The sequence below is a fragment of the Streptomyces sp. SPB162 genome, from assembly GCF_029504575.1.
GTDB lineage: Bacteria > Actinomycetota > Actinomycetes > Streptomycetales > Streptomycetaceae > Actinacidiphila.
Genome location: NZ_JAQFII010000001.1, coordinates 5566397 through 5588025, shown reverse-complemented (window position 1 = coordinate 5588025; position 21629 = coordinate 5566397). Strand labels below are relative to the sequence as shown.

The following is a 21629-nucleotide window of genomic DNA, read 5'->3' as shown; positions in this document are numbered from 1 at the left end:
CGCGGTGCGCGAAGTGAAGAACCGACACAGCACGGTGGCGCGGTGCGCGAAGTGAAGAACCGGCACAGCACGGTGGCGCGGCGCGCGCGCTGAACCACGGCTGATGAGCGCCGGACGGGCCCCGCCCCGTCCGGCGCTTCGTTCAGCTGCCTGCTGCGCCGCGCCAGGCCGTGTCTGACACATACCGGCGTCCGCCCGGAGGGCGGGCCCGGGGCGTCTGGTGCGTGCGATCGCACGGCGGAGGGTCGCCCCTGTACTGGACGTACCGGGGCGGGCCCGACAACTGGGGGCCCCTCCCAGCGGTAGCTGGGGGAGAGCGCGCGTGCCAGACGTCCCGGGCCAAGCGGGATGTGTCAGACACGGCCTGGGCGGGATGTGTCAGACACGGCCTAGCGGGCCTCGTGGCCGGTGCTGCCGCCGTTGTCCCGGCGGTCGAGCGAGCGCTGCAGTGCCTTCATCGCGTTCTCGCGTGCGGTCTCGTCCATGGTGATCAGCTCCAAAGGAAGATCAAGGAGATGGTGGTCGCCACAGAACGGGGCGGGGAACATGCGCGGCAGGGGGTTACCTGCGTGAAGGGCGCGGTTCACATCCGCCGATCGCTGGTGGAGCGATTCGTTCGGCTCCTACAAAGCTAGGCCAGCGCCGCGGTTATGTCTCCACAGTTACTCGGACTTCCTACTATCTGAGACGGAGACCACCCGGACGCAGGCCGCCCCCGCATCCGGACGGGGACCGGAGTACGGGGGCGGCGGTGTGCGGCCGGGCCGCAACGGGGCAGGTCAGCCCTGGTGCGGGTACCGGTAGTCGGTCGGCGGGACGAGCGTCTCCTTGATGGAGCGGGTGGACGTCCAGCGCATCAGGTTGGACGCGGAGCCCGCCTTGTCGTTCGTACCGGAGGCGCGGCCACCGCCGAACGGCTGCTGGCCGACGACGGCACCCGTCGACTTGTCGTTGATGTAGAAGTTGCCGGCGGCGAAGCGCAGCTTCTCCATCGCGTCCACGGCCGCGGCGCGGTCCTGGGCGATGATCGAGCCGGTCAGGGCGTACGGCGAGAACGCCTCCATCTGCGAGAGCATGGTGTCGAAGTCGGCGTCGTCGTAGACGTAGACGCCGAGGATCGGGCCGAAGTACTCGTCGCGGAAGATCTCGTTCGCCGGGTCGGTCGAGACCAGGACCGTCGGGCGGACGAAGTAGCCGACCGAGTCGTCGTACGTGCCGCCGGCGACGACCTCGACCGTCGGGTCGGACTTGGCGCGGTCGATGGCCGCCTTGTTCTTGGCGAAGGCACGCTCGTCGATGACGGCGCCGATGAAGTTCGACAGGTCGGTGACGTCACCCATGGTGATGCCGTCGACCTCGGCCGCGAACTCCTCCTTGAAGCCGTTCTCCCAGATGGAACGCGGGATGTAGGCGCGGGAGGAGGCCGAGCACTTCTGACCCTGGTACTCGAAGGAGCCGCGGGTGAGCGCGGTCTTCAGGATCGCCGGGTCGGCGGAGGGGTGGGCGACGACGAAGTCCTTGCCGCCGGTCTCGCCGACCAGGCGCGGATACGTCTTGTACGACTCGATGTTGTTGCCGACCGTCTTCCACAGGTGCTGGAAGGTCTTGGTCGAACCGGTGAAGTGGATACCGGCCAGATCGGGGTGGGTGAGCGCCACCTCGGAGACGGCGATGCCGTCACCGGTCACCAGGTTGATGACGCCCTTGGGGAGGCCGGCGGCCTCCAGGACGCGCATGAGCAGCACGGCGGAGTGGGTCTGCGTGGGGGACGGCTTCCACACGACGGTGTTGCCCATCAGGGCGGGGGCGGTGGGGAGGTTGCCCGCGATGGCCGTGAAGTTGAACGGCGTGATCGCGTAGACGAAGCCCTCCAGCGGCCGGTGGTCGCTGCGGTTCCACACGCCGGCGCTGCTGATCGGCTGCTCGGCGAGGATCTGCCGGGCGAAGGAGACGTTGAAGCGCCAGAAGTCGACGAGCTCGCACGGGCAGTCGATCTCGGCCTGCTGGGCGGTCTTCGACTGGCCGAGCATGGTCGAGGCGGCGAGCGTCTCGCGCCACGGGCCCGACAGCAGGTCGGCGGCGCGCAGGATGATCGCGGCGCGGTCGTCGAAGGACAGCGCGCGCCAGGCGGGGGCCGCGGCGAGGGCGGCGTCGACGGCGTCCTGCGCGTCCTTGGCGGTGGCGTTGGCGTAGGTGCCGATGCGGGCGCTGTGGTTGTGCGGCTGCACGACGTCGAAACGCTCGCCGCCGCCCATCCGCTTCTCGCCGCCGATGGTCATCGGCAGGTCGATCGGATTGCCGGCCAGCTCCTTCAGCTTCACCTCGAGCCGGGCGCGCTCCGGGGTTCCCGGCGCGTAGGAGTGGATCGGCTCGTTCACCGGCGTGGGGACCTGGGTCACAGCGTCCATGAAAATGCGCTCCTAGGGGTGCGGGTCAGCGGGTGGAGGGTCGCTCAGCGGCTGGGGAGGAAGGAACGGAGGAAGAAGGCGAGGTTGGCCGGACGCTCCGCGAGACGGCGCATGAAGTATCCGTACCAGTCTGCTCCGTACGGCACGTAGATGCGCATGCGCTCGCCGTCCTGCGCGAGGCGGCGCTGCTCGGCGGTGCGGATGCCGTAGAGCATCTGGAACTCGTAGCTGCCGGGCTTGCGGCCGTAGCGCGCGGCCAGCTCCTGGGCGATGGCGATCATGCGCGGGTCGTGCGAGCCGATCATCGGGTAGCCGTCACCGGCCATGAGGATCTTCAGGACGCGCACGTACGCCGTGTCGACCTCGGCCTTGGACTGGAACGCGACGCTCGCGGGCTCCTTGTACGCGCCCTTCACCAGTCGGACGCGCGACCCGGCGACGGCCAAGCTCCTGGCGTCGTCCTCCGTGCGGAACAGGTACGACTGGATGACGGCGCCGGTGTCCGGGTGCTCCTTGCGCAGCTCGGCGAGGATGCCCAGGGTCGAGTCGACGGTGGTGTGGTCCTCCATGTCGAGGGTGACCGTGGTGCCGATCGCGGTGGCCAGTTCCGCGACCTCGCGGACGTTCTCCAGCGCGATGTCGTGACCACCGTCGGGCAGCGCCTGCCCGAACGCGGAGAGCTTCACGGAGACCTCGGCGCGGGTGCCCAGGCCCTCGGTCTCCAGCGCCCGCAGCAGCGCCAGGTACGCATCGCGGGTGGCGCTCGCGGTGGCCGCGTCGGTGACGTCCTCGCCCAGGTGGTCGAGGGTGACCTCCAGACCGGACGCGGTGAGCTCACGGACGCTGTCCATGGCCGGATGCAGTTCGTCTCCGGCGACGAAACGGTTCACCACGGGGCGGGTGACCGGCGCCGCGGCGACGATGCGACGCATGCGGTCGCTGCGCGAGGCGGCGAGCAACACGGGACCGAGCACGGGGGGCTCCTTCAGGATCAGAGCATGAACAGGCAGCGACACCGCGAAATCTAGGGTTCGCCTACCCCGTGAACCATCGACACCTGTCACGCATCCGTGCGGCGTCCCTCATACAGATGTAAGAGAGAATGGAGGGGTGCGCGAGGACTACGAGGAACTGGTCGACGAGGTGTCCGCTCTCGTCGGCGCGCCCGCGACCCTGGAGGACCGCGATTTCCGGCTGATCGCCTTCGGCGCGCACGACAGCGACGACGGCGTGATGGACCCCGTCCGCACCCGCTCGATCCTGACCCGGCGCTCGACAGCCGAGGTCCGCTCCTGGTTCGAACGCTTCGGCATCGCCCGCGCCACCGGCCCGGTGCGCATCCCCGCCGCCCCTGCCGCGGGGGTCGTCCGGGGCCGGATCTGCCTGCCGGTGCGGCACCGCGGCATCGTGCACGGCTATGTGTGGCTGCTCGACGATTCGGACGCCGGGCCCGACCCGGACCCGCGGCTCGTCGCCGCGATGGAGGTCTGCGACCGGATCGGCGACCGGCTGGCCGCCGAGTCCCGGGCAGGCGCCGACGTCGGCCGCGAGCTGCGCGCGGCGCTGACGGCGGGCCCCGGCGAGCGGCGCGACGCCGCGCGGGCCGCGCTGGGCAAGGCGCTGGGCCCGGACGCGGACGAGGTGCACGCGCTCGTGTGCGTGCTGGGCTGGACGGCTCCCCCGGCGCTGGACGGCGCCACACTCCCCGCCGACGGCTCGCGGGAGCTGCCGGGGATCCGCACGATCCCGGGCGCGGCCGCGCTCTGCTGGATCCCGGCCCCGGGTCCGGGAGGCGCCGACCCACTGGCCGTACTGGTCCGGCTCCGCTCCGCGCAGCACCTCGCCCCCGCCCGCACCGCCGCCGCCCGACTGCTGGAGACGTCGGCCGCACCCGGCGCGGTGGCCGGTGTCGGCGAGCCCGCCCGTGATCTGGACGGGCTGCCCGAGGCCTGGCGGCAGGCGGCCGCGGCCGCCCGTGCGGCGCGGGTCCAGCCCCGGCTCGCGCCGGTCGCCGACTGGGCGGGCCTCGGCCCGTACCGCATGCTCTCGGCGCTCCCCGGTGGAGCCGGCGCCGACCCTGCCGTGCTCCCGCTGCTGGAGCCGTCCCACCGCGAACTCGCCCGCACCGCGGAGGTCTACCTCGACTGCGCGGGCCAGGCGGGCCGCACGGCCGCCGCCCTCGCCATCCACCGCCAGACCCTCTACTACCGCCTCTCCCGCATCGAACAGCTCACCGGCCTCGACCTCGCGGAGGGCGAGGACCGGCTGCTGCTGCACATGGGGTTGAAGGCGGCGCGGCTCTAGGCCGTTGTAGGTTCCGCGTTTTGATGGACAATGCCTCCACAGAATGGACAACCGATGGGCAATTTCACGGTTCCGTGGACACTGACTGCGATTATTAACTACCGGCTTCTGTACGGTCGTTAAGACTCCAGTGGCATCCAGCATGAAGAATGCGCCGGCCATGTCGTCGATCCGGTACGACGACGCTTCGGTGTGGAAGATCCCTTTCAGAGACCTGCGGTTAGCGGACTTTACTTGGTCGGTGCCGTGGCGGAGCTTCCGCTCCGCCACGGCCAGACGCACCGCTCGGGACGTTACGCATCAGCGACGAGACCGGGCCCGTTGTGCACGAGAGTCGACTGGAGCTGGCCCGATTGCTCTTGGTCAATATGGATCCCGCAGTACGCGGAATTTATGCAGCCGTGCCATCTGACTGCCCGCGTCGACCAGCGTGCGTCGGCATGTGCCGGACTTCCTGCTGGTGGTGCTCCAGCCGTAGTTCAGGGCGCGAGGGGTCGGGCGTCGTCGAAGGTGCGGAGCAGTTGCCGTTCGGCGTCGGCGAGATAGACCGACAGCAGGAGTTCGGCCTGCTGGGTGTCCCTGGACTCCAGGGCTGCCAGGAGTTCGCGGTTGCGGGTGAGGTAGGGCGCGTGAAAGCGTCGCGGATCGTCCATGACATGGAAGGCCAGGCGTAGTTCGGCGTGGACGCGGAGCATGAGCTCCTCCAGTCGCGGTGATCCGGCCAGCCGTATGATCCCGCGGTGGAAGTGCAGGTCTGCGGTGGCGACGTCGGGCCAGCGCTGGTCGGCTGCCGCACGTTCACCCTCCTCCACGGAGGTACGGATCGCCTCGATCACCCGGGTCGGTGCGCCGGCCAACTCCCTTACGGCCGCGCCCTCCACGAGTCGGCGCAGGCGGTACAGCTCCACGACGTCGTCGGCGTCCAGGGTGCGTACGAACACGCCGCGGTTCAACGCGTGCACCAGCAGCCGCTCGTGGGTCAACAGCCGGAATGCCTCACGCAAGGTGTTGCGGGACACGCCCAGGGCTGCTCCCACGACCTCCTCGGACAGTTGCGTCCCTGGCGGGATATGACCTTGCGTCACGCGTTCGCGCAGCACGCCGGCCACCCGCTCGGCGGTGCTGCCGCGACCGAGCAGATCCTTGTCCTGCTCCAACTCCGCGATCCACGACCTGGGAGCGCTTGTGCTCATCTGTGTGTTCCTCAGCTGCCCACGGATCTGTCGGCTGTTTCGATACTTCGTTGAACAAAATCTATCCCATCCAGGCTGAAGAGACTACCGATGGCAGGCACTGCCGCAACAGCTTGCAGTGACCCCTTGCGAGATTGTTGAACGATCCATACCGTGTGAAGAAGGGGCCTCGTGCGGTGACCGCCGCGGACCACGGAGGGGCACGGCAAGGACGGAGGCCGGCATGGGTATGGACGAAGAGAGCGGTGCACGGCGCGGCTCGGGTCAAGAGCCCTCCACTGCACGGGCTTTGGTTGTGCGACTGGTTCCGGCTGTGGCGGGCGCCGGGGGAGCGTTCGGGCTGTGGGCGGTCGCGCGCCTGATCGAGCGCGCCACCTTCTTCGGGAGCGCCGACTGGGTGGACCCCCTGATCATGGTGGTGCTCCTGATCTCCTGCTTCTTACCGTGGGACTCCCGTTTCCTGGGCTTCCGGTGGGCCCTGGGTGTGCTGTGCTTCCTGGGCATCCTGTTCCTGCGGCACTCCGAGCTGGGCCAGCTGGAGCTGCACCAGCACGGGCGCACCGAACATGTCAGGGTCCTGCACATCCGGGAGATCACGGACGGCATGAGTAGTGGGAGCACCTACGTCTACACCGTCTCCGTCCTCGACGGTCCACCGCTGGCCCCGATACCGGGCGGTGCCTTCACCGACTGGCACTGGGCGGTCGGCGGCACCTACACAGTGACCGTCGACCCGCAGGGGCTGGCCCCGGTCGAGCCGGGGGGCGTTCCCGGCCCTCCGGTGGTCCAACCGCTCCTGCAGATCCCGCTCGGACTCGGCCTGGTCTGCGCCCTGTGGCGACCCTCGCAACTCCTTCTGCGCCGCAGGCGCGTGGCCGGGCCCGGCGTGGCCGATGAACCCGGCGTCGACGGTTTCGGCGCTGGATCTGTTGGTGTGGAGGAGGAGTTGCCGGGCCCGGTGTTCCTGGTGGAAGCCGACCCGGAGGAGGTGCTGGAAGCGGAGACGACGGCCCTTTGGCCCGCAGGGCGGTTGGCGGGGGCGGTGTACCGGGCATCGGCTCATATGCACCGGCATGCGAGTGTGGCGGTGCGTCGGCAGATGCTGGCGCTGGACGCCGCCCGCTTCGGAGACCGGAACCTGTCGGCGCGGATCACCGCTGTACCCCTCGACGACGACGGCGCCGACCGGCGATGGGGGGTGGACTGGGCCACCGGCAGCACGGTCGACCACCGGTTCCGGCAGGCAGTGATCGGCCATACCGATCGGGCGGGCGCGGTGGCGACGGCAGTGGTGGACGGCCGCCCGGTCGCCGTCACCTCCAGCAGCGACGACGGCACGATACGGGTGTGGGACCTGATCACCGGGCGCCCGGTCGGCGAACCGATCACCGGCCACACCGAAGGCGTCCGGGCGGTGGCGACCGGAATGGTACGGGGTCGCCCGGTTGTCGTCAGCGGTGGCCGGGACGGGACGGTGCGCGTGTGGGACCTGCCCACCGGCCGACCCGTCGGCCACCACCTCATCGGCCACACCGAAGGCATCACAGGGGTGGCGACGGCGGTGCTGGACGGCCGCGCTCTCGGCGTGAGCAGCAGCCGCGACGGGACGGTGCGGGTGTGGGACCTGACTACCGGTCAGTCCGTCGCCAGCGCCTCCACCGGCCATAACGGCCCGGTGGAGGCGCTGGCCACGGAGGTCATGGACAGGCGCCCGGTCGCCGTCGCCGGCAACAAGGACGGGACGGTGCGGGTGTGGGATCTGGCCACCGGCCGCCCGGTCGGCGAACCGATCACCGGCCACACCGAAGGGGTCTGGGCGGTGGCAACCGCAGAGGTGGACGGCCGCCCCGTCGCCGTCACGGGCAGCCGGGACGAGCCGGTGCGCAGATGGGACCTGATGACCGGCCGGCCGGTCGGCGAACCCCTCACCGACGGCGCCGAAGGCGTGTACGCGTTGGCGACGGGGTCGGTGCAGGACCGCCCGGTCGTGCTCAGTGGCAGCCGTGACGGGATGGTACGGGTGTGGGATCTGGCCACCGGCCGTCCAATCGGCGAACCCCTCGCCGGCCACACCGAAGGGGTGTGGGCGGTAGCGACCGCAGTGGTGGACGGCCGCCCCGTCGCCGTCACCGGCGGCAACGAGGACGGAGAAGTACGGGTGTGGGAGCTGTCCCCCGGCCGCCCGGTCGGTGAACCTCGCACCGGACACACCAGTGGGGTGCGAGCGGTGGCGACCGCAGTGGTGGACGGCCGCCCGGTCGCGATCAGTAGCAGCCGGGACGGGACGGTACGGACGTGGGACATGGACACCGGCCGACCCACCGCCGCACCCGTCATCATTCCCTCACGACCAGCGGAGTCGGTGGCCACAGCCGTGCTGAACGGCCGTCCGGTCGTCCTCACCAGCAGCTGGGAGGGGTTGGTGCGGGTGTGGGACCTGTCCACGGGCCGACCGGTCGGGGAGCCCCTCGTCGGCCACCCCAGTCCGATCCTGACGTTGACGACGGGGTCGGTCGAGGGATCCCCGGTGGTCGTCGCCGGCGACTATAACGGAAGGGTGTGGGTGTGGGATCTGACAACCGGCCACCTGGTCTGCATACTTGTCGGCCATCAGAGCCTGGTGAGTTCGGTGGCGATCGCGGACGTGGACGGCCGCCCGGTCGCGGTGTCCGGAAGTTGGGACACCTCGGTGCGGATTTGGGACCTGACCACAGGCCGCCCCGTCGGTGAACCCCTCACCGAAATCATCGGCATGGCGAGAGTAACGGCCATGATGGTAGCGACCGCGACAGTGGACGACCGCCCCGTCGCAGTCGGCGGCAGTTGGGACACCACCGTGCGGATCTGGGACCTGACCACAGGCCGCCCGGTCTGCGAACCCCTCATCCGCCACACCGACCGGGTGCTGGCGGTGGCCACCGGAGTGCTGGACGGCCGTCCCGTCGCCGTCAGCGGCAGCCAGGACAGGACAGTGCAGGTGTGGGACCTGGCCACCGCCCGGCCCGCCGGACGGCAGCTGGTCTTCCCCGGGCCGGTCCATGCGGTGGAAGTCTCCCCGGACGGCCGACTGGTGGTGGGCTTCGGCTGGGAAGTCGCGGTCCTGGCCCCACCCCGACCCTGAGGACGGTCCGGGCAACGGCACGGGACCTGCCCGCGCAGCCCGACACGGCGGCCCGGCGTTTCTGCTGGTGGGCGTGGCTGAGTCAGACCGTCCCGGCGCGACCCGCGAGCAGAGCGCGAGTGAGTCTTTGCGGCCTCCCGTGCCGTCCCTGCCTCCCTCGATCATTCGGCATGCTTGCCTCGAGGCGGGGCCGGTCAGCTGTACGACCTGAACGTGCCTCGCCCGGGTGTAGTCGCCGCACAGTGCCGCCTTCGAGATGCCGCCGCTTTGGGCAGTGGTCTGTGACAGGGCCCGCTAATGAAACTTCCCCAGCTCGGCGATCTCTCCCAGAGGCCACTACCGATAGTGGCTACAGCTCAAGGCCAGGTGGGCACTTTTGCTCATGATCACCCAACACGCGCACTGCTCACCAGCCGGATTCTCGTGTTCTCGCAGGAACCAGTGCTCATGAAGCCGCGCTCCCTACAGCCGTGTCTGACACATACCGGCGTCCGCCCGGAGGGTGGGGCCCGGGGCGTCTGGTGCGTGCGATCCCACCGGTCCGTACGTCCGCAGCTCGGCGCGATCCACAGTGAGCACAAGGCCAGGTGCCGCAGACAGTGGCGGCCCGGCCCCGCGTTCGCCTGATCACCCGAATCGCCTACTCGCCCGCCGCGCCCCTGATCAAGGCTGCGTGCGCGGCGGCGAGGATCTCCTCGGAGAGCGGGGAGCCCTGGGTGGCGCGGGACAGAACCAGCGCACCGAACAGGGTGCAGAGTCGGGCGATGCCGTCCTGCTCGCCATCGGCGAGGAAGTCGGTGAAGTCGGCCACCCCCTCGGTGTAGACGCGACGGGCCTCTCGCCCCCCGCCCTCGCGCGCGATGTCGGTGGCGAGGGCCGCGACCGGGCAGCCGTCCGCCGGGTCGTCGCGGTGTTCGACGGAGAGGTAGGTGTCGATCAGGGCCCGCTGGGCGGCGGCGCGCTGCCCGTCGTACCGCTCGAGTCCGGCCGCATGGTGCCGGGTGAGCTCGGCGAAGGCGTGGGCGGTGGCCTCATCGACGAGCGCCCCCTTGGAGGCGAACTGCTTGTAGAAGGCGCCGTGCGTGAGACCGGCCGCCTTCATCAGATCGGCGACGCTGATGTGGGTGCCCTGTTCCCGGAACAGCCGGGAGGCGGTGTCCACCACCCGCCTGCGATTTTCCTCCGCCTGTGCCTGCGATACGCGGCCCATGACCACCTCCCGTTTGGATGTCGACTGGCATCTATCGTACCGCGGTGTTTAGATTGATTACGTAATCTAAATCATGCGGGTGGCCCGACGGCCCTCGCCAGGCTCAGGAGCAGGCATGGAACTCAAAGACGCGGTCGCAGTGGTCACCGGCGCCAACCGGGGCCTCGGGCGGCACCTGGCCGCCCAGCTCGTCGAGCGCGGCGCCAAGGTGTATGCGGCGGCCCGCCGCCCCGAGACAGTCGACCTGCCGGGTGTCACCCCACTGCGTCTGGACGTCACGGACCAGGAGTCGATACGCGAGGCCGCCCGCATCGCGTCGGACGCGACGCTGCTCATCAACAACGCGGGCATCTCCACCGGTGCGCCGCTGATCGGAGGCGACCTGGACGAGGTGCGCCGGGAGATGGAGACCAACTTCTTCGGCCCGCTCGCCGCGACCCGGGCCTTCGCCCCCGTCATCGAGGCGAACGGCGGCGGCGCCGTGCTCAACGTGTTGTCTGTCCTGTCCTGGGTGCACCCGGCCGCTCTCGGCTCCTACGCCGCGTCCAAGGCCGCCGCGTGGGCGCTGACCAATGCGACCCGCGAGGAGCTGGCGCCTCGCGGCATCGCCGTCTCGGCGCTGCACGTTGGCTACATGGACACCGACATGGCCGCCGGCGTCCCCGCCGACCAGAAGACCGCCGCCGCCGACGTCGCGGCCCAGGCCCTGTTCGGCATCGAGACGGGCCGGCCCGAGATCGTCGCCGACGAGTTCACCCGGCAGGTCAAGCAGAGCCTGGCCGACGCGGCGCAGACGAACACGGCATAAGGCTCGCCCGCCTCCGCCGCAGCGCACCCCCCTTCTTGATCCCCTTACGTCAGGACACCTGATGCGTTACACGGCTTGCGGGCGCCGGACCGGACTGCGCGGGTCCGAGTAGGCGCTCGGCACCGCGAACTTCGGCACCGCCGGCTCGACGGTTACCTCGGCGCCCTGGACGTCCAGCTGACCGACGTGCAGCACACCCGCCTGACCGAGACTCAGCGCGGTGCCGTCCGGCGTCCCCCCGAGGGGAATCTCCGCTTCCCTGGACCGCCTCCAGGGAAGCGCCGCCGACCGCGTCATCGCCCCGGTCGCGCCGATGGCCCGACGGGCGAACGCGGCTGAGGACACAATGCGCCCACGCCTCAGCCAGAGAAACGTCACAAACTATCTCGTACTGGGATACGCCCGGGACGAACGCAGACCCCGCCCTCTCACGGACGGGAAACGGAACGGAGACGACGATGAAGGCTTTCCTGGTCGAGAAGTACGGCGACCAAGCCGGGATGCGCGCCGCCGAGGTGCCCGACCCCCGGGTGGGTGCGGACGACGTCCTGGTCAAAATCCACGCGGCGGGAATCAACCCGCTGGACCTCAGGATCCGCAACGGGGACTTCAAGGCGTTCATGCCCTATCGTCTGCCGCTTGTCCTGGGCAACGACCTCGCCGGAGAGGTCCTCCAGGTCGGGTCCGCCGTCACCCGCTTCGCGGTGGGGGACGCGGTCTACGCCCGGCCCGACAAGGACCGCATCGGCACCTTCGCCGAACTCCTCGCAGTCCACCAGGACGACCTGGCCCCCAAACCCGCCACCCTCACCATGGCCGAGGCCGCCTCCCTGCCCCTGGTCGCCCTGACCGCATGGCAGGCACTGGTCGAACGCACCCATGTGCAGCCGGGTCAGAAAGTCCTCATCCACGCGGGCGCCGGCGGCCTCGGCTCCATCGCCGTCCAGCTGGCCAAGGCCCTCGGCGCGCACGTGGCCACCACCGCGAGCACCGCCACCATCGACCTGGTCAGGGAACTCGGCGCGGACGTCGCCATCGACTACCGCACCCAGGACTTCACCAAACTCCTCGACGGCTACGACATCGTCCTGGACTCCCTCGGCGGCGACAACCTGGCCAGGTCCTTGCGTGTACTCAAGCCCGGCGGCACGGCCATCAGCGTCGCGGGCCCGCCCGACCCGGCCTTCGCCCGCGAACTCGGCGCGAACCCCATCCTCCGCCTGGCCATGACCGCGCTCAGCGCGAAGACCCGCTACCAGGCGAAGCGCCTCGGCGTGACGTACTCGTTCCTGTTCATGAAGGCCAGCGGTGACCAACTGCGCGAACTCACCCCCCTCATCGACTCCGGGAGGATCCGCCCCCTCGTCGACCGCGTCTTCCCGTTCGACGAAACCCTCCAGGCCATGGAGTACGTCGAAAAGGGCCGGGCGAAGGCCGGCAAGGTCGTCGTCTCCATGACGTAGGGCGGGCACGCCGGCGGCGGCCGGATCACCACCCGGCTTCCGCGTAGAGCTGGGACCTGCGCTTGCGATCACGCGCCACCGACTCCGGGGAGACCACTTCCACCGCGAGAACGATGTCCTCGACGAGATAGCGGGTCTCGTTGAGCCCCTCGCCGGGCACCGCTTCCGCGCGGACGACGGAGACGTCCGGCTCAGGACGGTCGTGTCGGTCCACGGCAATCGTCATTTCCCGACGCACCCGCAGGCTCACGGGCACGGATCGTCGCAGCCCATTCACCAGGACATCCATGACCAGAGTCTGGAAACTCTTCCGCGGACTCACGAAGACAAGGCTCCCGCCGATCAGCTCTGTGTGCGGCGGGAGATCGGGAATGCGGTCGAGGTCGTCCGCGGTGCATCCGCCCGGAGGCGGGAAAGCCAGGCCGGCAGCGGTTCGGCGGTCACGATTCCTCCCATGGACGGGATTCCGCCCCCAGCGTTCAACGTAGCGGGAGGGAATGACGAAGCCGCCCTTCCTACGAGCGAAGGGCGGCCTCGTCACTGACGATGCGACCTCGGAAGGCCGGTGACCCGCGGTCAGTCCGTGAGGTCCACCGCGCGGGACGACGTCGCGCCGATCTCCGTGGCGATCTCGGCCAGGGCGGCCGGCGGGATGCAGGAGTCGACGGTCAGGGCCACGAGGGCCTCGCCGCCGGCCGCCGCGCGGGCGACCTGCATGCCGGCGATGTTGACGCCGGCCTCACCAAGGATGCGGCCGATCGTGCCGACGACGCCGGGGCGGTCGGTGTAGCGGAGGAAGGCCATGTGGTCGGCGAGGACCAGGTCCACGTCCTCGTCACCGACGGCGACGACCTTCTGGATGTTCTTCGGGCCGGCCAGCGTGCCGGAGACCGACACCTCCGTGCCGTCCGTCAGGGTGCCGCGCACCGTGACCATGTTGCGGTGGTCGGGCGACTCGCTCGACGTGGTCAGCCGGACCTCGACGCCGCGCTCCTGCGCGAACAGCGGGGCGTTGACATAGGAGACCGTCTCGGCGACGACGTCCTCGAAGACACCCTTGAGCGCGGAGAGTTCGAGCACCTTCACGTCGTGCTGGGTGATCTCGCCGCGGACCTCGACATCGAGCCGGGCGGCGACCTCGCCGGCCAGCGCGGTGAAGATCCGGCCGAGCTTCTCGGCGAGCGGCAGACCGGGGCGCACGTCCTCGGCGATGACGCCGCCCTGGACGTTGACCGCGTCCGGGACCAGCTCACCGGCGAGCGCGAGGCGGACGGACTTGGCGACGGCGATGCCGGCCTTCTCCTGCGCCTCGTCGGTGGAGGCGCCCAGGTGCGGGGTGGCCACCACGTTGTCGAACTGGAAGAGCGGGGAGTCGGTGCACGGCTCCTTCGCGTACACGTCCAGGCCCGCACCCGCGACGCGGCCCTCCTTCAGGGCCGAGGCGAGCGCCTCCTCGTCCACGATCCCGCCGCGTGCGGCGTTCACGATCCGGACCGAGGGCTTGACCTTGTGCAGGGCCTCGTCACCGATCAGGCCGAGGGTCTCGGGGGTCTTCGGCAGGTGGACGGTGATGAAGTCGGAGACCTCCAGCAGCTCGTCCAGGCTGAGGATCTTGACACCCATCTGGGCCGCGCGAGCGGGCTGGATGTAGGGGTCGTACGCGACGATCTTCATGCCGAACGCGGACATGCGCTGGGCGACCAGCGCGCCGATGCGGCCGAGGCCGACGACGCCGAGGGTCTTCTCGGCCAGCTCCACGCCGGTGTACTTGTTCCGCTTCCACTCGCCGTTCTTCAGCGCCGAGTTGGCCGGCGCGATGTTGCGGGCGGTGGCGATGAGCAGGCCGCAGGCCAGCTCGGCGGCGGTGACGATGTTCGAGGTCGGCGCGTTGACGACCATGACGCCGGCCTTGGTGGCGGCGGCCACGTCGACGTTGTCGAGACCAACGCCCGCACGGGCGACGACCCGCAGCTTGGGCGCGGCGGCGATGGCCTCCGCGTCGACCTTGGTGGCGCTTCGGACCAGGATGGCGTCGGCATCCTTGATCGCGGAGAGCAACTCACCCCGGTCGGCGCCGTTGCAGTGCCGGATGTCGAAATCCGGCCCCAGCGCGTCGACGGTGGCGGGCGACAGCTCTTCGGCGATGAGTACGACAGGCTTCTGGCTCACGTGGTCCTCACTTGTCCTTCGTGGGCGGCCGGTCCCGCGGACGCTCCAGGGAGGGAGGGGATGGCATGCCGCGTGGAAGACGCACGACGCTGTGAGCCTGACGCGCTTTGTAGTTGCAGTGTATCGGCGCCGCCGAGTACGACTTGTGCCTTGGTGGAAGGATCACCCGCACGTGGCTGTACGCCGTGGACAACGGTGCGGGGCGGCCACTGCGACCGCCCCGCACCCGACGGGGCTCACGCCTCGTCGTCGACCCAGCTCATGAGCTTGCGGAGCTTCTTGCCGGTAGTCTCCAGCAGGTGGTCCTGGTCGGCCTTCTTGTACTCGTTGTACTTCGGCAGACCGGCCTCGTACTCGGCCATCCAGTTCTTGGCGAAGGTGCCGTCCTGGATCTCGGCGAGGACCTTCTTCATCTCGACCTTGGTCTGGTCGTTGATGATGCGGGGGCCGGTGACGTAGTCGCCCCACTCGGCGGTCTCGGAGACCGACCAGCGCATCTTCTCCAGGCCGCCCTCGTACATGAGGTCCACGATCAGCTTGAGCTCGTGGAGGCACTCGAAGTACGCGATCTCGGGCTGGTAGCCGGCCTCGACGAGGGTCTCGAAGCCCGCCTTGACGAGCGCGGAGGCGCCGCCGCAGAGGACCGCCTGCTCGCCGAAGAGGTCGGTCTCGGTCTCCTCGGTGAAGGTGGTCTTGATGACGCCGGCGCGGGTGCCGCCGATGCCCTTGGCGTAGGACAGCGCGAGCTCGAACGCCTTGCCCGTCGCGTCCTGCTCGACACCCGCGATACACGGGACGCCGCGGCCCTCGACGTACTGGCGGCGGACCAGGTGGCCCGGGCCCTTCGGGGCGACCAGGGCGACGTCGACGTTGGCCGGCGGCTTGATGAAGCCGTAGCGGATGTTGAGGCCGTGGCCGAAGAAGAGCGCGTCGCCGTCCTTGAGGTGGTCCTTGATGGACTCCTCGTAGACCTTGCCCTGGAGCGGGTCCGGGACCAGGATCATGATGACGTCGGCCTCGGCGGCGGCTTCGGCGACGGAGACGACCCGCAGGCCCTCCTCCTCGGCCTTCGCCTTGGACTTGGAGCCCTCGTGCAGGCCGACGCGCACGTCGACGCCGGAGTCGCGCAGCGACAGCGCGTGGGCGTGACCCTGGCTGCCGTATCCGATGACCGCGACCTTGCGGCCCTGGATGATGGAGAGGTCGGCGTCGTCGTTGTAGAAGAGCTCGGCAGCCACTTGGGATATCTCCTTGGTTCTGTGGATTGCCCACACACTACGTCCGGTGGGCGGAGGAAAGCGCTTCGGTCTCGCCATGCGGTCCCACCGGGGGCGGGACCGCAGGGCGAGCGGTGCTAGGCGGAGCGGTCGAGGGCCCGCAGGGAGCGGTCGGTGATGGAGCGGGCGCCACGCCCTATGGCGATGGTGCCGGACTGCACCAGCTCCTTGATGCCGAAGGGTTCCAGCATCTTGAGCATCGCTTCGAGCTTGTCGGCGCCGCCGGTGGCCTCGATCGTGACGGCCTCCGGGGAGACGTCCACGGTCTTGGCGCGGAACAGTTGGACGATCTCGACGATCTTGGAACGGGACTCGTTGTCGGCCCGCACTTTCACCAGAACGAGTTCACGCTGAACGGCGGCCGAGGGCTCCAGCTCGACGATCTTCAACACGTTGACGAGCTTGTTGAGCTGCTTGGTGACCTGCTCGAGCGGCAGTTCGTCGATCACGTTGACGACGATGGTGATGCGGGAGATCTCGGGGTGCTCGGTGGTGCCCACCGCGAGGGAGTCGATGTTGAAGCCGCGGCGGGAGAACAGCGCGGTGATCCTGGCCAGGACGCCGGGCTTGTTCTCCACCAGGACGGAGAGCGTGTGCTTGGACATGTCGCTTCGTTCCTTCTCTCGGTCCTGCGCCTCAGTCTTCCTGGCCGTCGCTGAAGTCCGGGCGGACATCGCGGGCGGCCAGGATCTCGTCGTTGGAGGTGCCGGCGGCGACCATCGGCCACACCATGGCGTCCTCGTGGACGATGAAGTCCACGACCACCGGGCGGTCGTTGATCGAGTTGGCCTTGGCGATGACCGCGTCCAGCTCGTCCGGGCTCTCGCAGCGCAGACCCACGCAGCCCATCGCCTCGGAGAGCTTGACGAAGTCCGGGACGCGGGTGCCGCGGTTCACCGTCGAGCCGACGCCGACCGTCGAGCCGCTGTTCGAGTTGGTCTCACCGGCGTGCAGCACGGTGTTGGAGAACCGCTCCCCGTAGAAGAGGTTCTGCCACTGGCGGACCATGCCCAGGGCGCCGTTGTTGATGATGGCGACCTTGATCGGGATGTTGTTGAGCGCGCAGGTGACCAGTTCCTGGTTGGTCATCTGGAAGCAGCCGTCACCGTCGACCGCCCAGACGGTCGCGCCGGGGACACCGGCCTTGGCGCCCATCGCGGCGGGCACCGCGTACCCCATGGTCCCGGCGCCGCCGGAGTTGAACCACGTGTTGGGCTTCTCGTACTTGATGAACTGCGCGGCCCACATCTGGTGCTGGCCGACGCCGGCCGCGAACAGCGTGCCCTCGGGGGCCAGCTGGCCGATCCGCTCGATGACCTGCTGCGGGGAGAGGCTGCCGTCGTCCGGGGTGTCGTAGCCCAGCGGGTAGGTCTCGCGCCAGCGGTTGAGGTCCTTCCACCAGTCGGCGTAGTCGCCCTTGTGGCCGGCCTCGTGGTCCGCCTGGACCGCGACGATCAGGTCGGCGAGGACCTCGCGGGCGTCACCGACGATCGGCACGTCCGCGGCGCGGTTCTTGCCGATCTCGGCGGGGTCGATGTCGGCGTGCACGATCTTCGCGCCCGGCGCGAAGGTGTCGAGCCGGCCGGTCACCCGGTCGTCGAAGCGGGCGCCGAGCGCGATCAGCAGGTCGGACTTCTGCAGGGCGGTGACCGCGGTGACGTCACCGTGCATACCGGGCATGCCGACGTGCTGGGGGTGGCTGTCGGGGAACGAGCCGAGCGCCATCAGCGTGGTGACGACCGGGGCGCCGGTCAGCTCGGCCAGGATCCGCAGCTCGGCGGTGGCGCGGGCCTTCATGACGCCGCCGCCGACGTACAGCACCGGGCGCTTGGCCTCGTTGATCAGCCGGGCGGCCTCACGGATCTGCTTGGCGTGCGGCTTGGTCACCGGGCGGTAGCCGGGCAGGTCCGTCTGCGGCGGCCAGGAGAAGGTCGTCTGGTTCTGCAGCGCGTCCTTGGCGATGTCGACGAGGACCGGGCCCGGACGGCCGGTGGCGGCGATGTGGAACGCCTCGGCGATGGTCCGGGGGATGTCCTCGGCCCTGGTCACCAGGAAGTTGTGCTTGGTGATCGGCATCGTGATGCCGCAGATGTCCGCCTCCTGGAAGGCGTCGGTGCCGATCGCCTTGGAGGCGACCTGGCCGGTGATCGCGACCAGTGGGACGGAGTCCATGTGGGCGTCGGCGATCGGGGTCACGAGGTTGGTGGCGCCCGGCCCGGAGGTGGCCATGCAGACGCCGACCCGGCCGGTGGCCTGCGCGTAGCCGGTGGCGGCGTGGCCGGCCCCCTGCTCGTGGCGGACCAGGATGTGGCGGACCTTGACGGAGTCCATCAGCGGGTCGTAGGCCGGCAGGATCGCACCGCCAGGGATACCGAATACGGTGTCGGCGCCGACCGCCTCGAGCGAGCGGATGAGGGACTGCGCGCCCGTCATGCGCTCTGGGGTGGTGGGCTGCTGTCCCCCGCTGCGGGCCCGCGCTTGCGGATGGGGGGCCCCGGTGGCCTGCTCGGTCATCTGCGTTCTCTTCTCTCGAAGATGAGTTTTCTTCTGGGTGCCAGGCAACAAAAAACCCCTCGTGCCGTCAGGCAAGCGAGGGGAGCGCGTCGGTGCGTTTTCCAAGGCGGTGGTGGGCCCCGGTCAGCCGACGCGCTTTCCAAGTACGAGAATTCGGGTGCGCATGGACACGACCCTCTCCCTGGACCCCTCGGAGTGTCAAGCGGGTGGGACGGGCGTCTCAGCATTTGAGCAGAGGGCGTCACCCGAACCGGTGGTGCCGTTGTGGCGCACGGGCAGCGGGCCGCCGGTCAGGGCCACCGAGCCATGCGGTACGGGGTAGCCGCCGCGGGTCAGCGAGCCCCGCAGCCGGTGCTCGTCGAGCGGGCCGGAGAACGCCAGGCCCTGGCCGTGCGTACAGCCCATGGCGCGCAGCGCGACGACCTGCTCGGGCCGGTCCACCCCGTCCGCGACGGTGCGGATGCCCAGGTCCTCGGCGATCCGCAGCATGCCCGCGGTGATCTTGTGCAGCCGCGCGGACTCGACGATCCCCTCGACGAAGCTGCGGTCGATCTTGAGCAGATCCACCGGGAGGCGGCGCAGCGCGGTCATCGCGGCGTAGCCGGTGCCGAAGCCGTCCAGTGCGATCTGGACACCGAGGCGGCGCAGCGCCGACAGCCTGCGCTCCAGCTCCTCCAGGGAGATCCGCGGGTCGTTGTCGGTCAGCTCCAGCACCAGGCCGCCCGTCGGCAGCTCATGGCGGCTCAGCAGCGTCTCGATGCTGCCGGGCGGCAGGTCCCGGTGCATCAGCCGACGGACGGACATCCGGACGGCCACCGGCACGGCGTGGCCGGATCCGTGCCGCAGCGCGGCCTGCTCGACCGCCTCCTGCAGCAGCCAGCGGCTCAGCTCCGCGGTGCGGTCGGTGTCCTCCGCCACCCGCAGGAACTCGGCGGGGGTGAAGAGGATGCCCTGGGCGGAGCGCCAGCGGGCTTGCGCCTCGACGGCCGCGACCCGGCCGGTCCGCAGCTCGACCACGGGTTGGTGCAGGAGGGTGAACTCCCCGTCGTGCAGGGCGTTGCGCAGCCGGGTGGCCAGTTCGGCCCTGCGCACCACGTCGGCCTGCATCTGGGGCGCGTACATCTCGACCCGGCCCTTGCCCGCCTGTTTCGCGCGGTACATCGCCAGGTCCGCGTTGCGCATGAGCTCGCTGGGGGTGATCCCCGGCTCGGCGAACGCGACGCCGATGCTGGCCGCGACCCGGACCTCGCCGGACTCCACGCGGTACGGCTGGGAGAGCGCGGACCGCAGCCGGTCGGCGATCTCGTGGATCTGGTACTCCCGCAGCCGCCGGTCGGCACTCCCGCCACAGATGAGGGCGGCGAATTCATCGCCGCCCAGACGTGCCGCCGTGTCCCCCGAGCGGACCGACTCCTGGAGCCGCCTGGCCGCCTGGACGAGCAGCTCGTCGCCGGCCTGGTGGCCGACCGTATCGTTGACCGCCTTGAAACCGTCGAGGTCGACGAAGAGCACCGCCGCCTCGCCGTCGCCGCTGCGGCGGCCGCCGAGTGCCCGGCTCACCCGCTCGGTGAACAGCGCCCGGTTCGGCAGGTCGGTGAGCGGGTCGTGCGACGCGTTGTGCTGGAGCTGGGCCTGCAGGCGCACCCGTTCGGTCACGTCGCGACTGTTGAAGATCAGCCCGCCCTGGTAGCGGTTGACGCTGGACTCCACATTGAGCCAGCCGCCGCCGTCCCGGCCGCGTCCGGCGCGGATGCGGCACTCGATGCGCGTAGCGGGCTCCGCGGCGGGCGAGGCGGCGAGAAACCTGCGGACCTCGTGCACCACCCGCCCCAGGTCCTCGGGGTGGATGTGCGAGGCGAGCTCGGTGCCCACCATCTCCCCGGCGTCCCGCCCGTACACGCCCCGGGCGGCGGGGCTCACGTAGCGCAGCACCCCGGTGGGCGCGGCGATCATGATGACGTCGCTGGAGCCCTGCACCAGGGACCGGAAGTGGTTCTCCTTCTGGGCCAGTTCCTGGGTGAGGGCGATGTTGTCGAGCAGCATGATGCCCTGGCGCACGACGAGGGCGAGGACGACGGTGCAGCCGGTGAAGAGCACCACGTGGTCGGTCTTCCGGCCGTCGATCACGTTGTACAGGATGCCCAGGGTGCAGACGGCCGCCGCCAGGTACGGGACGAGCGCGGCCAGCGAGCCCGCTACCTTGCGGCTGGAGTGTGCGAGGGAGCGCGGGTCCTGCCGCGCGGCGTTCCGCCGGCCCGCCCAGGGGGCGTACGCGAGGAGCATGGAGCCGGCGAACCACCCGGCGTCCAGGATGTGGCCGGACTGGTAGTGCTCGCGCCAGAGCGGGGAGCGGAAGAGCGCGTCGCACAGCACGGTCAGCGCCAGGGCGGCGATGGCGGTGTTGACCGCGACCCGGTTCGCCGGGGAGCGCCGGAAGTGCAGCGCCAGCACCATGCTGGCGAGCGCGATGTCAAGCAGCGGATAGGCGAGCCGGAGCGCGGCCTGGGCGGCGCTGAGCCCCTCCAGGCTCGCGTCGTTCGCCAGGGCGAGGCTCCAGGCCAGGGTGAGCAGCGAGCCGCCGACGAGCCACGCGTCGAGGCCCAGGCAGACCCAGCCGGCCCGGGTCACCGGGCGCTTGGCGAGCATCAGCAGGCCGATGATCGCCGGTGGGGCGAAGAGCAGGAAGAAGAAGTCGGCGATCGACGTCTGCGGCAGTGTGCCGTCCAGCACCACCTCGTACCATCCCCAGGTTCCGTTGCCGAGCGCCACCATGGCGGATGAGCCGGCGAACAGGAACCAGGTGGGCCGCTGGCGGCCCCTGAGGGTCCGCGCGTAGACGAACGAGGAGACACCGGCCGCGGCCGCGGCGGCGGCGAGCCCGAAGTCGCCCATGATGTCCGCGAGCCAGGTCGATCCCCACCCCACCGCCGCGCCGGTCGCGTAACCCCCGCAGAGGGCGGCGACCAGGAGTTGGGGCACGAGCCCGGCCCGGCCGGCATGGGCGGGCGGCTGAGCGATCACCGCCCCGGTGGAGCTCACCGCGTGGCCCCGGACAACTGTCGCGGTACGCCGCGGTACCGCGTCAGGTCGTCTCCCCATTGGCAGTGCATCACCCGTCGCCCCCCTTGCTTGCTGACCTTTCGCGCGCCGCCGTCACCCGCG

15 protein-coding genes are annotated in these 21629 nt (G+C 70.2%); 4 read left to right on the top strand and 11 right to left on the bottom strand.

The features are described 5' to 3' along the window. Positions 1–779: 779 nt before the first annotated feature. On the bottom strand, positions 780–2408 hold the full coding sequence (gene pruA / locus M2266_RS25340) for an L-glutamate gamma-semialdehyde dehydrogenase (protein WP_277440266.1): 1629 nt from the start codon (positions 2406–2408) through the stop codon (positions 780–782). 44 nt (positions 2409–2452) lie between these two features. Then, positions 2453–3382: a proline dehydrogenase family protein gene (locus tag M2266_RS25335; protein WP_277440265.1), complete on the bottom strand. Its 930-nt coding sequence runs from the start codon at positions 3380–3382 to the stop codon at positions 2453–2455. A 136-nt stretch (positions 3383–3518) separates the two neighbouring features. Here M2266_RS25335 and M2266_RS25330 point away from each other — a divergent pair, with 136 nt between their 5' ends. Next, positions 3519–4712, top strand: a complete 1194-nt coding sequence (locus tag M2266_RS25330; protein ID WP_277440264.1) for a helix-turn-helix domain-containing protein — start codon at positions 3519–3521, stop codon at positions 4710–4712. Between the two features lie 479 nt (positions 4713–5191). Here the strand turns inward: M2266_RS25330 and M2266_RS25325 are convergent, their stop codons facing one another. Then, positions 5192–5905 (bottom strand): GntR family transcriptional regulator, encoded by a 714-nt coding sequence (locus M2266_RS25325; protein WP_277440263.1) that lies wholly within the window; start codon positions 5903–5905, stop codon positions 5192–5194. 295 nt (positions 5906–6200) lie between these two features. On the opposite strand from M2266_RS25325, the gene M2266_RS25320 reads away from it, so the two are divergent. Continuing rightward, complete coding sequence (locus M2266_RS25320) at positions 6201–9026, top strand: WD40 repeat domain-containing protein (RefSeq protein WP_277440262.1); 2826 nt, start codon at positions 6201–6203, stop codon at positions 9024–9026. Between the two features lie 640 nt (positions 9027–9666). On the opposite strand, the gene M2266_RS25315 is transcribed toward M2266_RS25320, so the two are convergent. After that, a complete protein-coding gene (locus tag M2266_RS25315; RefSeq protein WP_277440261.1) occupies positions 9667–10236 on the bottom strand; it encodes a TetR family transcriptional regulator in 570 nt (189 codons plus the stop codon). Positions 10237–10351: 115 nt separating this feature from the next. On the opposite strand from M2266_RS25315, the gene M2266_RS25310 reads away from it, so the two are divergent. Further along, the gene (locus tag M2266_RS25310; RefSeq protein ID WP_277440260.1) at positions 10352–11044 is read left to right on the top strand and encodes an SDR family oxidoreductase; all 693 of its coding nucleotides are present in this window, start codon (positions 10352–10354) and stop codon (positions 11042–11044) included. A gap of 66 nt (positions 11045–11110) precedes the next feature. Here the strand turns inward: M2266_RS25310 and M2266_RS25305 are convergent, their stop codons facing one another. After that, the gene (locus M2266_RS25305) at positions 11111–11389 is read right to left on the bottom strand and encodes a hypothetical protein (RefSeq protein WP_277440259.1); all 279 of its coding nucleotides are present in this window, start codon (positions 11387–11389) and stop codon (positions 11111–11113) included. A 113-nt stretch (positions 11390–11502) separates the two neighbouring features. Between M2266_RS25305 and M2266_RS25300 the strand changes: the two genes are divergently transcribed. Beyond that, on the top strand, positions 11503–12507 hold the full coding sequence (locus M2266_RS25300; protein ID WP_277440258.1) for an NADP-dependent oxidoreductase: 1005 nt from the start codon (positions 11503–11505) through the stop codon (positions 12505–12507). Positions 12508–12532: 25 nt separating this feature from the next. On the opposite strand, the gene M2266_RS25295 is transcribed toward M2266_RS25300, so the two are convergent. The 6 genes from M2266_RS25295 to M2266_RS25270 form a co-directional block, all read right to left on the bottom strand. Further along, entirely contained in the window at positions 12533–13048 is a 516-nt protein-coding gene (locus M2266_RS25295; RefSeq protein ID WP_346780931.1) for a Uma2 family endonuclease, read from the bottom strand. Positions 13049–13083: 35 nt separating this feature from the next. Next, positions 13084–14676, bottom strand: a complete 1593-nt coding sequence (serA, locus tag M2266_RS25290; RefSeq protein ID WP_277440257.1) for a phosphoglycerate dehydrogenase — start codon at positions 14674–14676, stop codon at positions 13084–13086. A gap of 236 nt (positions 14677–14912) precedes the next feature. Next, complete coding sequence (ilvC, locus tag M2266_RS25285) at positions 14913–15914, bottom strand: ketol-acid reductoisomerase (protein WP_269272676.1); 1002 nt, start codon at positions 15912–15914, stop codon at positions 14913–14915. A gap of 116 nt (positions 15915–16030) precedes the next feature. Continuing rightward, positions 16031–16558 (bottom strand): acetolactate synthase small subunit, encoded by a 528-nt coding sequence (gene ilvN, locus M2266_RS25280; RefSeq protein WP_269272675.1) that lies wholly within the window; start codon positions 16556–16558, stop codon positions 16031–16033. A gap of 31 nt (positions 16559–16589) precedes the next feature. Continuing rightward, entirely contained in the window at positions 16590–18467 is a 1878-nt protein-coding gene (locus M2266_RS25275) for an acetolactate synthase large subunit (RefSeq protein WP_277440256.1), read from the bottom strand. A gap of 198 nt (positions 18468–18665) precedes the next feature. Continuing rightward, positions 18666–21506: an EAL domain-containing protein gene (locus M2266_RS25270; protein ID WP_277440255.1), complete on the bottom strand. Its 2841-nt coding sequence runs from the start codon at positions 21504–21506 to the stop codon at positions 18666–18668. Between the last annotated feature and the right edge of the window lie 123 nt (positions 21507–21629).

Coding starts and splice junctions, on each gene's coding strand:
- M2266_RS25275 (WP_277440256.1), bottom strand. CDS start 18,467: ATGACCGAGCAGGCCACCGGGGCCCCCCATCCGCAAGCGCGGGCCCGC.
- ilvN (WP_269272675.1), bottom strand. CDS start 16,558: ATGTCCAAGCACACGCTCTCCGTCCTGGTGGAGAACAAGCCCGGCGTC.
- M2266_RS25300 (WP_277440258.1), top strand. CDS start 11,503: ATGAAGGCTTTCCTGGTCGAGAAGTACGGCGACCAAGCCGGGATGCGC.
- pruA (WP_277440266.1), bottom strand. CDS start 2,408: ATGGACGCTGTGACCCAGGTCCCCACGCCGGTGAACGAGCCGATCCAC.
- M2266_RS25325 (WP_277440263.1), bottom strand. CDS start 5,905: ATGAGCACAAGCGCTCCCAGGTCGTGGATCGCGGAGTTGGAGCAGGAC.
- M2266_RS25315 (WP_277440261.1), bottom strand. CDS start 10,236: ATGGGCCGCGTATCGCAGGCACAGGCGGAGGAAAATCGCAGGCGGGTG.
- M2266_RS25310 (WP_277440260.1), top strand. CDS start 10,352: ATGGAACTCAAAGACGCGGTCGCAGTGGTCACCGGCGCCAACCGGGGC.